The sequence below is a fragment of the Acetatifactor aquisgranensis genome (assembly GCF_943193215.1).
Taxonomy (GTDB): domain Bacteria; phylum Bacillota; class Clostridia; order Lachnospirales; family Lachnospiraceae; genus Acetatifactor; species Acetatifactor aquisgranensis.
Map to the genome: position 1 here is coordinate 112,739 of NZ_CALPDH010000015.1, position 13,321 is coordinate 126,059.

At 55.5% G+C, this 13,321-nt stretch carries 14 protein-coding genes and 1 pseudogene; 1 reads left to right on the top strand and 14 read right to left on the bottom strand.

The features are described 5' to 3' along the window. Nucleotides 1-78: 78 nt before the first annotated feature. From scfB to NFS35_RS14350, 9 genes and pseudogenes are all read right to left on the bottom strand, one after another. Nucleotides 79-1,464, bottom strand: coding sequence for a thioether cross-link-forming SCIFF peptide maturase (scfB, locus tag NFS35_RS14315; protein WP_251207801.1), 1,386 nt, complete (start codon nt 1,462-1,464; stop codon nt 79-81). Between the two features lie 150 nt (nt 1,465-1,614). Beyond that, nucleotides 1,615-1,758: a six-cysteine ranthipeptide SCIFF gene (scfA, locus tag NFS35_RS14320; protein WP_251207802.1), complete on the bottom strand. Its 144-nt coding sequence runs from the start codon at nt 1,756-1,758 to the stop codon at nt 1,615-1,617. Between the two features lie 566 nt (nt 1,759-2,324). Beyond that, complete coding sequence (locus tag NFS35_RS14325; protein WP_304710885.1) at nt 2,325-2,597, bottom strand: tetratricopeptide repeat protein; 273 nt, start codon at nt 2,595-2,597, stop codon at nt 2,325-2,327. 6 nt (nt 2,598-2,603) lie between these two features. Further along, a pseudogene (locus tag NFS35_RS29915) lies at nt 2,604-2,660 on the bottom strand (hypothetical protein); the annotation flags it as partial. Between the two features lie 206 nt (nt 2,661-2,866). Next, a complete protein-coding gene (locus NFS35_RS14330; RefSeq protein WP_251207804.1) occupies nt 2,867-3,385 on the bottom strand; it encodes a GNAT family N-acetyltransferase in 519 nt (172 codons plus the stop codon). After that, nucleotides 3,382-4,089 carry an SGNH/GDSL hydrolase family protein gene (locus NFS35_RS14335; protein WP_251207805.1) on the bottom strand — a complete coding sequence of 236 codons (708 nt, stop codon included), beginning with the start codon at nt 4,087-4,089 and terminating at the stop codon, nt 3,382-3,384. The genes NFS35_RS14330 and NFS35_RS14335 overlap by 4 nt, the downstream gene beginning before the upstream one ends. 56 nt (nt 4,090-4,145) lie before the next feature. Continuing rightward, complete coding sequence (locus NFS35_RS14340; RefSeq protein ID WP_251207806.1) at nt 4,146-5,960, bottom strand: hypothetical protein; 1,815 nt, start codon at nt 5,958-5,960, stop codon at nt 4,146-4,148. A gap of 9 nt (nt 5,961-5,969) precedes the next feature. Then, a complete protein-coding gene (locus NFS35_RS14345) occupies nt 5,970-6,983 on the bottom strand; it encodes an SDR family oxidoreductase (RefSeq protein WP_251207807.1) in 1,014 nt (337 codons plus the stop codon). A gap of 356 nt (nt 6,984-7,339) precedes the next feature. Continuing rightward, nucleotides 7,340-7,726: a TIGR04086 family membrane protein gene (locus NFS35_RS14350; RefSeq protein WP_251207808.1), complete on the bottom strand. Its 387-nt coding sequence runs from the start codon at nt 7,724-7,726 to the stop codon at nt 7,340-7,342. A gap of 197 nt (nt 7,727-7,923) precedes the next feature. Here NFS35_RS14350 and NFS35_RS14355 point away from each other — a divergent pair, with 197 nt between their 5' ends. Continuing rightward, nucleotides 7,924-9,222, top strand: coding sequence for an HlyC/CorC family transporter (locus NFS35_RS14355; protein ID WP_251207809.1), 1,299 nt, complete (start codon nt 7,924-7,926; stop codon nt 9,220-9,222). A gap of 1 nt (nt 9,223) precedes the next feature. Here the strand turns inward: NFS35_RS14355 and pstB are convergent, their stop codons facing one another. The 5 genes from pstB to NFS35_RS14380 form a co-directional block, all read right to left on the bottom strand. Then, complete coding sequence (gene pstB, locus NFS35_RS14360; RefSeq protein ID WP_251207810.1) at nt 9,224-9,982, bottom strand: phosphate ABC transporter ATP-binding protein PstB; 759 nt, start codon at nt 9,980-9,982, stop codon at nt 9,224-9,226. Between the two features lie 16 nt (nt 9,983-9,998). Then, nucleotides 9,999-10,898, bottom strand: a complete 900-nt coding sequence (gene pstA / locus NFS35_RS14365) for a phosphate ABC transporter permease PstA (RefSeq protein WP_251207811.1) — start codon at nt 10,896-10,898, stop codon at nt 9,999-10,001. After that, complete coding sequence (gene pstC / locus NFS35_RS14370; protein WP_251207812.1) at nt 10,895-11,896, bottom strand: phosphate ABC transporter permease subunit PstC; 1,002 nt, start codon at nt 11,894-11,896, stop codon at nt 10,895-10,897. The genes pstA and pstC overlap by 4 nt, the downstream gene beginning before the upstream one ends. Nucleotides 11,897-11,979: 83 nt before the next feature. Continuing rightward, nucleotides 11,980-12,909 carry a phosphate ABC transporter substrate-binding protein gene (locus NFS35_RS14375; RefSeq protein WP_251207813.1) on the bottom strand — a complete coding sequence of 310 codons (930 nt, stop codon included), beginning with the start codon at nt 12,907-12,909 and terminating at the stop codon, nt 11,980-11,982. 82 nt (nt 12,910-12,991) lie between these two features. Then, complete coding sequence (locus NFS35_RS14380) at nt 12,992-13,297, bottom strand: N-acetylmuramoyl-L-alanine amidase (protein WP_330640231.1); 306 nt, start codon at nt 13,295-13,297, stop codon at nt 12,992-12,994. Between the last annotated feature and the right edge of the window lie 24 nt (nt 13,298-13,321).

A 13,321-nucleotide genomic window follows, 5' to 3' on the forward strand; every position in this document is an offset into this window, starting at 1 on the left:
AGGGCTCTCGGCTCGGCATAGCGCACACGCCCGCCTGTGTCCGCGCGTTTCAAGAGCATCTGGCGGATGCCTGCCAGTTTATAGCTCCGCCTCCGCGACTTTCAGCATAATCGCGCATTCCACGCGCTTGCGCTCCAGCTCACAGCCCACATCGTAAGCATCGTTGATATTGCCATGGAAATTATAGGAATTTGCTGCGCAGCCGCCGCTGCAGTAGAATTTGGCAAAGCACTTCCTGCACTTCTCCTTGGCATAGACATTGCAGCTCTTGAATTCATCCCGGATATCACTCCGCAGAACTCCTTCCTCCACATTGCCCATGAGGAATTTTTCATTCCCTACGAACTGGTGGCAGGGATACAAATCACCCCAGGGCGTCACGGCCAGATATTCCGTCCCCGAGCCGCAGCCGGAGAGCCGCTTAGCCACACAGGGCCCTCCCTCTAAATCTATCATAAAGTGAAAAAAATTGAAAGCCTTTCCCTCTTTCCTGCGCTTTATCATTTCCGCCGCCAGCCTGTCATATTCCTCCTTCAGCGCCGGCAGGTCTTCCTCCCGGATAGCGTAATCGTCCTCCGGCCCCGCCACCACGGGCTCCACGGAAATCTGCTGAAAGCCCAAATCCGCCAGATGCAGCACATCCCTGGAAAAGTCCAGATTATTTCGGGTAAAAGTGCCACGCACATAGTACCTTTCCTGCCCTCTGCTCTCGGCCACCTTCTGGAACTTCGGCACAATCAGATCATAACTGCCCTGTCCGCCTCGAAAAGGACGCATTTTATCGTTAATTTCTTTACGGCCATCGATGCTTAAAACGATATTTGCCATCTCGCGGTTGGCGAATTCCAGAATCTCGTCATTCAAAAGCACACCGTTGGTAGTCAGAGTAAAGCGGAATTTCTTGTTGTTCGGCTCTTCCAGGCTCCGGCCGTACTCTACCAAATCATGCACCACCTGCCAGTTCATCAGCGGCTCCCCGCCGAAGAAATCCACCTCCAGATTCACCCGGTTCCCGGAATTAGCTACCAAAAAATCCAGCGCTTTCTTCCCTGCCTCCAGGCTCATCAGCGCTCGCCTGCCATGGTACTCTCCTTCTTCCGCGAAACAATACTTACAGGCCAGGTTGCAGTCGTGAGCGATATGGAGGCACAGCGCTTTCACCACTGTATGACGCTTCTTAAAGTCAAAGACATAGTTCTCGTAGATATCCTTTGCAAACAGCGTCTCGTCCCCCACAAGCTCCAGAACCTCATCCACAGCCTCCGAAATCTCCCCCACAGGATAGGGCAGGTTTTCCCCTTCTAAAAGAGAGTTTCTGACGGCATCCGCATCCCTCACGCCCTGTTCCACAAGGGATTCCACCAGCGGAATGATGTCGTAGACCACATCGTCCACCACATGGATGGAACCGCTGTTGACATCCATGACGATATTGTATCCATTGCTTTTATATTGGTGTATCACTGAAATATCCCTTTCCCTGTGCCTAAATATAGCAACAAAGTTCAAGCAGCGAAAGAATCCGCTGCTTGCCCTGAATGAAAACGCACGCTTATGTAACTATTGTAGTTACAATTCACGACTCCTTCTGCGTCACAGCCGTAAATAGCAACACTATTTTACCTTCTCACAGCTCTGATTTCCCACTGTGCAGGAAGTCTTACATGCAGACTGGCAGGAGGTCTGGCACTCACCGCAGCCGCCTTTCTTCATGGATTCTTTCAGGTTCCTTGTGGTCAAAGTCTTGATATGCTTCATCTCAAAAAAGCCTCCTTACATTTTCTTGAAACTTTTTGTAGTATATCATAAAATATCTATTTGTAAAAGGGTTTTTTCAAAAAAAGTGGCACTCCTCCGCAAACTGCTGCTTACTTTTAGATGGCATAAAGATTTTCCGCTAAATCAGTTTGATTTTTCAAGTCTTATAAAACATATAGAAAAGGAATCGCTCATACCGGATATTATTGTTGACACGGACACAGGGATAGAGTTTTATGGTGCAGATACCGTTTCAAAAGAAATTCTGATCAGCATTCTTAAAAATTTTAATATGCTTGATAACCTTGCCCAAAATGACAGCAAACAACAATATGAAAAACATACACATCTTGGTGTCAAAAGTCATCGCCCTGTTTGCAGGCATTGCCGCTCTGCGGAGAACACCGGGCATTCCGGCGTGCTGTCCCTGCTGACAGCCCCGGAATGCCTGGCTTGGGGATGCAGATCTGGATGCCGGTCTCTCCTGTACGGATCTCCTCACCTCCTGCCGCCGCAGGCGCCCTGTCCGGGGAAAACGACTATGCTGCCCGGGAGCCTTCCCCGGTTCACGGTTCGTCCTCCCAGTATTCCTCCAGCCGCTCCAGCGCGGCCTGGACTTCCGCGTCCCCCTGTTCGGCGGCCTTTTCATACCATTCCGTGGCCGCATACACATCCGGCTCCACGCCCCTTCCGGTTTCGTAGCATAATCCCAGGTTGTACTGGGCGGTAACGGAGCCCTGCACGGCTGCCTTGGCGAACCACAGGGCAGCCTTCCGGTCGTCCTGCGCCACGCCGTTGCCTGTGATGTAGGCGATGCCCGGGTTGAGCTGTGCCTGCATATGCCCCTGGGCTGCCGCCTTCGCGTACCATACCGCGGCCTGGGCGCTGTCCTGCTCCACGCCGTATCCTTATTCTCACAGACGATTTCCCCGCCCTCATTTTTCCTGGCGCCGCAGAGCCCCGTCTGTCCGGGGGCAAGACTACAGTGTGTATGCAAACCTGACACCCCCTGCGTTGGAAATGCCGCTTTCGGCGGCACATACAGCAGAAAAGCATTTCTGCTGTCAGCAACAATTGGCGCAGCCGGAAGAATGCCCTCCGGCACATCTCACAGCACTTTAGCATAGATATAGCTGTCAAAGCGCACGTCCATATGATACTTGCCAAATTCCGCCCGCCTCTCCACAGCAAACCCGAATTTCCGCAGCAGGGCATTGGACGCAAGGTTCCCCACCGCCACCTCTGCCGTCACCTTCTCTCCGCCCCTGGCCCTGATCCACTCCATCGCCAGCCCAAGGGCTTCGCTGCCATAGCCGCTTTTCCAGTGCTTCCTGTGGATGCAGTAGCCGATATCATACACTTTTTCCCTTTCATCGGGAAACATGCAGAAGGATCCCACGGGTTCCCCTGTGTCCGCAAGCTCGATGACAAGATAATATCCCAGCTGGCTCTCCCCGAGGGTGTCCAGCGCTTTCTGATAAGCCTGGTCCACATACTCCGCGGTAGGATCGCTCATATATTTCCCGTTTTCTTCATGGAACCACATGCCCGTCAGAAACTCCAGGTCGGACTTCTCATAATTGCGGACAAGGATCCGCTCCCCCCGCATGGGGTTGTCTATCCTCATAAGTCTTCCTCCTCCCAGCCCGGAATCCGAAGCGTCCGGATATAGGCCGCAAGCTCCCCTGCCATCTCCTCTGCCTCCGGTATCCGCAGATGCCCCGGGGTGCCTGCGCCGTTCCTTCTGAACGTATATTTCGTAATCCTCCCGTCCAGCAGGGCGATCCCGCCCTGGGCGATGTCGTGTATCTGGGCATCCAGCTTCCTGGCCGTCATCCAGGCGCAGGAATACCAGCTGTTGGAATATTCCCAATTGTGGACCGGATCCGGCTTTCCCACGTACTCCACCGCCTCCGACACCTCCCCGGCGGACACTGAGTCTCCGTACACCTCCATCCTCCGCTTCGGGTTCTCCCTGGCGGGCAGCAGCCGTTCCCCCTCCCCGATCTCCAGCCCCAGAAAGACCATCTCATGACAGGCGTCCTGGCGCTTGAACAGCAGGAGCTCATGCTCTCCGCCGTCTTTTATCGGAATTTCGCATTCCGTCGTCCCATCCTCCGGAAGCCGCAGGACGGACTGCTCTCCGTCCAGAAGATATCCCAGGAAATTGTCCCAGTAGGCATGGCGGTTCTCCACATGCACCTTCAGCACCTGGCCCGTAAACCTGACCGACACGCTGGTGCAGGGAAAGATGAACACAGGGGCATGGCTGTGGCTCCAGTCGATTCTGCCGCTGTAGACCAGCAGGGGATTGTCCGGTTGTATTCTCATTTTGTCTTCCTCCCTTGATCAATCGCTATAGGGCATCGCAAATTGCTCTCTCCTAACTATTTTACCAGAAATCCCCCGCCATGTACATCTAAAAAATTATCCCTGCCGCAATACAGCCACCCCCCATCCATAGGCGGCAGCTCTTCTCCCCTGGTGAGGTAAAACCGGTCATACCGCATCCCCGAAGCCATACTGTACACGTCAAGGACATGCTCTCCTGCTCCAACCACAAGCCGTACCACTGGCACCCACTGGTAAATCTGTTCCGCCTCGTAGCGGAACATGCTTCCGCGATTATACAGCTCCTTCCTTGGAATCATATTTCCATCTAAACCTATACGGTATGCCGACTCCTCTATATAATTGAACTTGGTCAGCATCCACAATCTGTAGCTGCCGCCCTCGCAGCAAAACCGATAATGCATCGCCGGCGCCTCCGCAGAATCTTCCCATTTCAGCTCCGGCCGCCTCACATAAAGACACAGTCCGCTCCTTCCAAAGGATTCCCCGGCGCAGTGGCGCCATAAGTCAGAGGTGACCCAGGCAAATCGGCTCCCGGCCAGCGCCGCAGCCGCGTCAATCCGAACCGCGCCCTCATGTTCTTCAAATATCCTGTTGCCCTGCTCCAGATACCAGACCGGCTCAATACAGTCTCCATATACTTCCGCCTGAACATTCCTGCCGACTTTTACAATAGTATCTCCCATCTCCGTGGCCACATACTCCAGCGCTCTGGGCTTCAGCCAGATGTCACCGTAAAAATCTCTGCACCAGCTTTCCGTATCCCATTCTTCCGGAAGCCTCTGACAGTTTCCGGACAACAAACCGGCAAGATTGTTCTCTTTACGAGGTTCTGTATAGATTACCAGCCTTGAAAATGCGAAATAGGCATCCATGGCATGCAGCTCCAGCCGATGCCGCCCTCCCTTTGCCAACTCCAGTTCCAGATAAAGGCGGTCTACATTATTCAGCACATTCTTCTTCCAATTCCCTTTCCACTCATCGTTGGAAAAGGACTCCATAACCTGCACCGGCCCTCCGTCCAGAGATACCCCGATACGAATCCGCCCTGTGGAGTTCAGGGAAGGAAAGCGATGGAGTTCCAGCAGACAGCTGCCCGCCCGGGAAATATCGAAGAAATACGCCAATGGCTTTCCAGCCCCGGCCAAATCCGCCCTTTCCCGGCTGCAGACTTCCACCAAATTGCCCCGGCTTCTTCCCAGTCTTCTTATCACCCGGAACGCCTCATTCTCCCCAAGGCCCAGGGCGCTGTCCGCCTCTATCGCGATCAGTCCGTCCTCCTCCGACGGCACAGCCGGACAGATATCCGCGGAACCGCCCACATCCTGCGTCTTCCCGCATCCATCCGCCCTGTCCCTTCCATCGAATCCGCTGACAGGAAGAGCCAGGCTCGGACTCCGGACAGCCTGCTCTGAAACCGGAACAATCCGAACCGGGATACACACAGTCCTGCCCTCTCCCACGCTTTCCACCAGAATCTCTCCCTGCCGCTCCATACCGGGACCGCAAGGCCTTAAGCAGACCCGCAGCTCCGTCCCCGCCTCCGCTTTCAGGCAATGGGGCGCAAATGCCGCAGGCTCCCCACTCCCGGCCAGATCCGCACCGGCAATCTCCAGCCATTCCGGCACCTGTACCTGAACCTCCAGTTTCCCTCCGCCGGTATTCCCGATTTCAATCCACTTCTCCTGAACCTGACCGAAAACCAGCTCCCCCGCTTCATTCCACACATCTACCCGCATCCGCGGCGTTCCCGATATGGCGAGGGGCGGCGTACAGACGGGCATCATGGCGGCCCGCGGCGGCGGATACCCCTCCGGATTGAGGATCCCGTCCCATTTCCCCTCCGCCATGACGGTTTCTTACCTGACCGCCTCCTTCGCCTGTTCTAAAGCAGCAATCACCCTGTCGCACCAGGCATCGAACGCCTTATCCTCTTTCCGGCACTCCTCATGGGCCATCACATACTCCACCGTCCTGCGCAGGCCCTCCTCGGCGCGGATGGCAGGACAAAAGCCCGGGACAGCCGCTTTCAGCTTGCGGTTGTCGAAGACCACTGTATTCGCCTTGTCCCCGATCAGGCTCCCTGTAAAGTCATAAGGCCCCACCGCCGCCAGAAATTCCGAGGCCACATGATACGCTTTCAGTTCCACGCCCAGACAGTCCGCCACGATTCCATAAATCTGGTTCCAGGTCAGGGACTCGTCATTCGTAATCTGGAAAGCCTCCCCGATAGCGTGGGGATTCCCCATAAGGCCCAGAAATCCGTCCGCGAAATCTTCATTATAAGTAATGGTCCAAAGGGATGTGCCGTCGCCGGGAATGATGACCGGCTTTCCCTCCAGCATCCGCTTCAGCACCTGGAAGCTTCCATTGTCGCCATGCACCCCCACGGGCACTGACCGCTCGCTGTAGGTATGGCTTGGCCGGACAATGGTCACCGGGAAGCCTTTCTCCCGGTACATCTTCATCAGATATTCCTCGCAGGCAATCTTGTTCCTGGAGTATTCCCAGTAAGGATTTGCCAGGGACGTTCCCTCGTTTATCCGATAATCTTTCAACGGTTTATGGTATGCCGACGCGGAACTGATATACATGTACTGCCTGGTCCTGCCCGCAAACAGGCGATAATCCCTCTCCACCTGCTCCGGTACGAATCCGATGAAATCGCACACCACGTCAAACCGAAGTCCCTTCAGGGCTGCTGCGGCCGCTTTCTCGTCCCCGATGTCGCACCGGATCTGCCTTACATTATCCGGCATCCCCTCACTCCTATTCCCCCGGTTCAGCAGATACAGCTCGTCCCCCCGCGCTGCCACCTTCCTGGTAATCGCGCCGCTGATTGTCCCCGTTCCTCCAATGAACAATACTTTCATACCTTCTCCTCCGTTTCTGTCTTATCTGGTTTCTCCGGCCGAATCTCCAGGTCCCGCGCACCCGGCATCACCCTGTACCGAAATCCAGGCAGGGCTTTTGTGCCGGTTTCACGCCCCTGAATAAATTATAGCTGCCCGTCCGCCTTTCTTCAAGCCTGTCTTTGCGGAATCTTCCTCCGCGATACAGCCGAAGAAGTGCGTGCGCCAACTCACTATCTGCGGCAGGACCATGGATAGTAATGGGGAAACCATGCCCGGCCATACGGCCGCTCCGGCAAAGAAAGCCGGCCCGGAGGCAGGGGGCTTTGCGGAAACACCCGGGGATGCCCTTCCTGCCTGATGCAGCGCCCATATCTTCAGCTCAGCATCCCGCCCAGCATCCCGCCGCCCGCGCACAGCGCCAGTGTGGTAAAAAATGAGCTCCCCACCTGCATATCTCCCTTGCCCGCCACAAGGGACATCACCGCCAGTATCAGGAAATACGCGCCCCCCATCAAAAGCCCCCACAAAAACCGCCTGCTCTTCATCCGCTTTCCCGCGGCGAACCCGCTGAACAATGTGGCCACCACGTAAATCACGATGATGGCGGCGGAAACCGTCCTCTCCCCGAGCCCGAACTTGTACAGCGCAAAGGCTAAAAGCGCCAGCAGCACCCCCGTAAGTATGTACGAAAAGAGCAGACTTTTCAGCAGAAACGCTACCGGTATCTCCTCCGTCCCCTGATTCCGATTCGTATGTTCCATAGTTCCTCCTGTCCGACTAAGGCTTTGCCTGTTATCGGCCTTTAGTCTATAAACTTTTTATAAAATCATATGCATCCGTGTCCGATAACTTGACAAACAGCCCTCTATTCTGTATATTATTTTTGATTACCATTGACCATTATCGCGGCAGACGGCATCCAAGACCGCCTGTCAGTACGACAAAGGAGTGACTTTTTTTGGACGTTCCAGAAGGCATACAACTTATCGTTCTTCTCTTTCTGATTATCCTGTCAGGCTTCTTCTCCTCGGCAGAGACGGCTTTCAGCACGGTGAACCGCGTGCGCATGCGCACCCTTGAAGACGAGGGCAGCAGACGCGCGGCAAAGGTGAACAAGATACTGGAAAGCTACAGTAAGATGTTGAGCACCGTTCTGATTGGCAACAACATCGTGAATCTGTCCACTTCTGCCCTGACCACGACTATCGCCTTACAGTTCGGCATCCCGGTGGCTGCAGCAACCGGCGTCCTGACTCTGGTGATTCTGCTGGTAGGCGAAATCGTTCCCAAGACATGGGCCATGCTCTCCTCTGAAAAAATCGTCCTTGCCTACTGCGGCATCATCTACAGTCTGATGCAGGTCATGACGCCTGTCATCTTCGTGGTAGACAAAATGTCCAACGGCATCCTGCGCCTGCTGCACATCGATCCCAGCAAGAAAATCACTACCATGACCGAGGCGGAGCTGCGCACCTACGTGGACGTGAGCCATGAGAGCGGCGTCATTGAATCCGAGGAAAAGGAAATGATCTACAATGTGTTCGATTTCTCCGACGCGCTGGCCAAGGACATCATGGTGCCCAGAATCAATATGGTGACCGTGGACGTGGACGCCACTTTCGAGGAAGTGCTGGCTACTTTCCGGGAGTCAATGTATACACGGTTTCCCGTATATCAGGAGGACAAGGACAATATCATCGGTCTGATCAATATCAAGGACTTCATCCTTACGGAAGACGAGGAGCATTTCCATGTCAGGTCGATTCTCAGGGACGCCCATTTTACATACGAATATAAAAAAGTGGCGGATCTGCTCTATGAACTGCGGGAGAAGACCACCAGCGTCACTTTCGTGCTGAACGAATACGGCGCCACGGTAGGCATGATTACGCTGGAGGATCTGCTGGAGGAAATCGTCGGTGAGATTCGGGACGAGTACGACGAGGACGAGGAGGAATACATCCAGGAGCTGGCGGAGCGCACTTATCTGGTGGAGGGCAGCATGAAGCTGGACGACATCAACGATGAGCTGGATACAGAGCTGGACAGCGAGGACTATGACTCCATCGGCGGCATCATCATCGAGAGCCTGGACAGACTGCCCGAGGACGGCGAAGAAGTCACCCTGGAAAACGGCATCCGCCTGAAAGTCCAGGGCATCGAGCAGAACCGCATCGTCAAGGTGCTGATGACTCTCCCCGAAAAATCGGAGAACGAGGAAGACAGCCAGGAGGACAAGGAGGAATCCGAAGACTGAGTCATCCGAAACGTCCCATAACATACATTTTCGTGCGCCTGTCTTTCGGCCACCTGAACAGGCTGTCAGTGCTGCCGAATTCCACCACCTCTCCCGCAAGGAAGAAAGCCGTGTAATCCGACACCCTGGCAGCCTGCTGCATATTGTGGGTGACGATGACCAGCGTATAGTTCTCCCGCAGCTTTTTTATCAATTCTTCTATTTTTCCGGCAGAAACCGGATCCAGGGCCGAGGTCGGCTCGTCTAACAGCAGCACCTCCGGTTCCACAGCCAGAGCCCTTGCGATGCACAGCCGCTGCTGCTGCCCGCCTGACAGCCCCAGGGCGGGTTTTTTCAGCCTGTCCTTCACTTCATCGAAAATAGCGGCTCCCCGCAGGGCATGCTCCACTTTTGCTTCCAGCTGCCCTTTATCCTTCACGCCCTGGAGCCTGGGACCGTAGGCCACATTATCGCAGATGCTCATGGGAAAGGGATTGGGCTGCTGGAACACCATGCCCACCCGCCTGCGCAGGCAGGTGACATCCACCCTCTCGTCATAGATATCCTCTCCGTCCAGAAGCACTTTCCCCTCAATGCGCACATGCTCCGCCAGGTCGTTCATCCTGTTGAGGCATTTCAGGAAAGTGGATTTTCCGCAGCCGCTTGGCCCTATCAGAGCCGTGACCTTTTTCTCCCTGATTTCCATATCCACGCTCTTCAGCGCCTGATTCCCGCCGTAATAAAGGTTCAGGCCCCTTACCGATATCTTGCTGTGGTCCATCTCTCCAAACCCCCATCTAATCCCTTTGGCAGTCATCCGTCCTGCCGGCGCATACCAGCTTCACCAGAAAGTTCATCAGCAGCGCCATCAGAACCAGGACGCAGCCGATGCCGAAAGCCGTCTCATATTCCCCATTCTGCATCTGCAGATACAGTTCCACTGCCAGAGTCCCGCCGGGCTGAAAAATTTTTTCATATAATAAGGACAGATCTCTGCCCAGACTTCCCCCGAATCCGGGCAGAAGCCTGGCGCTGCCCGCCGTAAAAAGCAGGGCCGCCGATTCCCCTACAATGCGCCCCACTGCCAGGATGATTCCTGTCAGGATTCCGGGCATGGCCGTGGGCAGCAGGATGGTGCGGATCAGATGCCATTTCGGAGCACCCAGCCCCAGAGCCCCACATCGATAGCCCTCCGGCACCGTATCCAGCGCCCGCTGGGTGTTGCGCACAATGAGGGGCAGCACCATCAGGGCCAGCGTCAGGGAGCCGTTCAGCAGCGAATATCCCATCCCCAGCACATTCCCGAAGAACACCATGCCAAAGAGTCCGAATATCACAGAGGGAATCCCCGCCAGAATCTCCGTGGCGAATTCGATAAACCGTATCAATCTGCCCGGTTTAGCGTATTCGCTCAGGTAGATTGCCGCCCCTGTTCCCACAGGCACTGCCACCACAAGGGAGAGCACGATGACATACAGCGTATTCAAAAGGCTGCCCGCAATGCCCACCGTCCCTCTCCACAGGCTGGTGACAGAGGTAAGAAAGCGGAGACTCAAGACCCTGAACCCCCTGAAAAATATGTACCCGATGATCCCTAGCAGCAGAAATACCGAAAAATAGGCCGCACCATAGACTGCCGCCCACAGGAACAATTCCGCCGGTTTTCTCCTTTTCTGATAAAGTGTCTTCTGCGTCATTTTCTTCCTCCATGAACTCCTTTGCTTTTCACTCTCTTTTCACCGAACGATATCCCGGTCCACCCCTGCCCAACGTCCGTCCGGCCGCCCCTTAAAATCCGCGTCAGCCACAGATTCAGCATCATGATGAAAGCGAACAGCACAAGGCCTATAGTAAACAGCACCTGCCTGTGAAGGCCGTGGGCATATCCCATCTCCCCCACCACGGCCGTAGTCAGGAACCTGACAGAGCTGAAAGGGAATGGCATATTGACGCTTCCCCCGGAGACCAAAGTAATCGCCATAGCCTCTCCCACAGCCCTGCCTATGCCCAGCACCACCGCTGTGGCAATGCCGGGACCGGCGGCAGGCAGCACAGCCAGAAAGCAGGTCTGTGCCCGGGATGCCCCCAACGCCAGAGAGGCCTCTCTGACAGAGGGCTTCACCGCCCGGATGGAGGCCTCGCTGATGCTGATTACCGTGGGCAGCATCATCACTGCCAGCACGATGGCGGCGGAGAGCAGGTTCGCCCCTCCCGTAAACCGGTGGGTACTGGAGCCTGCAAATATGCGCCGTTCCAGCCTGTACATCCAGGGATTCAGCAGATAGACGCCCAGCAGCCCATAGATGACGGAGGGAATCCCCGCCAGCAGCTCCACAGTGCCCCCTACCAGCCCTGTCGTCCGTTTCCCCGGCGTTTCCGCCAGGAAAACCGCCGTCAGCACACCCAGCGGGATACCTATGAGAGACGCCAGCAGGGTGCCCACAACGGATGTCAATATCACATACAGGATTCCGAACCGGGGCTTGGCGGCGACAGGGCTCCACTGGGTGCCCAGCAGGATTTCCGCAAGTCCGACCCGCCTGATTGCCGGTATGCCGCTTTTCAGCATATAGACCGTGATGGCTGATACCGCCAGGAGCGCAAAGGCGGCGCAGACTGTGCACAGAGTCTGCGCCGCTGCTTCCTGCGCTGCTCTTCGCTTCCGACGTTTTATTTCAGATATGTCTCTTTCCATCGAATCATCTCCCTTATCCTATGCCACAGGATATGCGTCCCCTTTCTCTTGGCTCAACCGCGGCAAGTCTGTGGGATGCGGTTTCATTTTGAGTCATCATACCCGATTCCAGCCGGTTTCAGTTCAAAACTCCCATCCGGAACGGCGAGACCGGCTTTTTCCGCTATGCTCCGTCCTTCTTCGCTGTAGACATAGCAAAACCATAGCCGCACCAGCTCGCTCTGTGCGGACAGTTCTCCATGCGTCACCATAAGGAACGGGCGGCTCAACAAGTAATTTCCTTCTTTCACATTTTCAATGGTCGGCTCAACCCCATCCAGCGAAAGCGTATGGACGTTATTCCGTTTATCTTTTTCTGCCTCGATGCTTACCGCGTCAAATGATACATAGCCGATTGCTCCGGGCGTGGACGTAATCCTTGCCATGACAGCTCCTGTGCTGTCCATTTCGTTGCCATATGTACACCGGCCGCTTATCCCCAGCAGCCCCTCGAAAGTCTCTCTGGTGCCGGAACCGGCCTCTCGGCCAATCGGGACGATGGGCACATCGCCGCCTCCCAGCTCCGCCCAGTTTCTGATTTTCCCTGTGAAAATGTCCCTTAGCTGCCGTTCCGTGATTTCCGTCACGGGATTGGCAGAATCCACGCATACGGCAATACCGTCCAGCGCCACCACATACGCCCTGGCTCCCCTGTCCGTTTCTTCCTCCGACAGATTTCTGGAGATATTTCCGATGTCCGCGCTCCCATTTACCACGGCTTCGATTCCCGCGCTGGAGCCTGTGAACTGCACTGTCACGGCGACATCCGGATACTGTTCCATGAAGCCCTCCGCCAATGCGTCTGTCAGCTTCTCCATGGAGGAACTGCCCGCCAGATCAAGCGAGCCTGACGGATACGCCGCGCCGCCGTCCCTCTGCCGCTCCGCCTGTGGCCCGGCACAGCCCGCAAGGCTTCCAAGCAGCAGCGCGCATAAGACAGCGCCCCGAAGCCGCCCGCGCCTTTCTTTTCCCATATTCACGCTCCCCGCCTGCCCTCAGCAGCTTGAACCGATTCCGCAAAACCCGGTATTTCCGCTAAAGACGCTCGAATTCCTTTCACGCCGCGCTCCATACAGTAGCCAGGATTCCCTCCGCGATTGCCCGGGCCGTCTCCCGGAACCTCTCGTCCAGCAGGCGGTTGTCCGCATCCGTATTGATGAAGCCCACCTCCACCAGCACAGACGGCATCTGCGTCTGGTTCAGCACCACCAGATCCGGCCGTTCATTCACGCCCTGGTTCTCATATCCCACCTGCTCCAGCCTGGCATTGATATTTTCCGCCAGCCTTCCCGCCTCTCCGTAATGATTGTATACAAGGGACTCTATCCCCTCTAATGTCAAATTGATGTTATGAATATTTATCCACTCTTTTTGTCGAAATTCTTC

Coding starts and splice junctions, on each gene's coding strand:
- scfA (WP_251207802.1), bottom strand. CDS start 1,758: ATGAAGCATATCAAGACTTTGACCACAAGGAACCTGAAAGAATCCATG.
- NFS35_RS14325 (WP_304710885.1), bottom strand. CDS start 2,597: ATGCAGGCACAGCTCAACCCGGGCATCGCCTACATCACAGGCAACGGC.
- NFS35_RS14330 (WP_251207804.1), bottom strand. CDS start 3,385: ATGAGGATAGACAACCCCATGCGGGGGGAGCGGATCCTTGTCCGCAAT.
- NFS35_RS14335 (WP_251207805.1), bottom strand. CDS start 4,089: ATGAGAATACAACCGGACAATCCCCTGCTGGTCTACAGCGGCAGAATC.
- NFS35_RS14340 (WP_251207806.1), bottom strand. CDS start 5,960: ATGGCGGAGGGGAAATGGGACGGGATCCTCAATCCGGAGGGGTATCCG.
- NFS35_RS14345 (WP_251207807.1), bottom strand. CDS start 6,983: ATGAAAGTATTGTTCATTGGAGGAACGGGGACAATCAGCGGCGCGATT.
- NFS35_RS14350 (WP_251207808.1), bottom strand. CDS start 7,726: ATGGAACATACGAATCGGAATCAGGGGACGGAGGAGATACCGGTAGCG.
- pstB (WP_251207810.1), bottom strand. CDS start 9,982: ATGGACCACAGCAAGATATCGGTAAGGGGCCTGAACCTTTATTACGGC.
- pstA (WP_251207811.1), bottom strand. CDS start 10,898: ATGACGCAGAAGACACTTTATCAGAAAAGGAGAAAACCGGCGGAATTG.
- pstC (WP_251207812.1), bottom strand. CDS start 11,896: ATGGAAAGAGACATATCTGAAATAAAACGTCGGAAGCGAAGAGCAGCG.
- NFS35_RS14375 (WP_251207813.1), bottom strand. CDS start 12,909: ATGGGAAAAGAAAGGCGCGGGCGGCTTCGGGGCGCTGTCTTATGCGCG.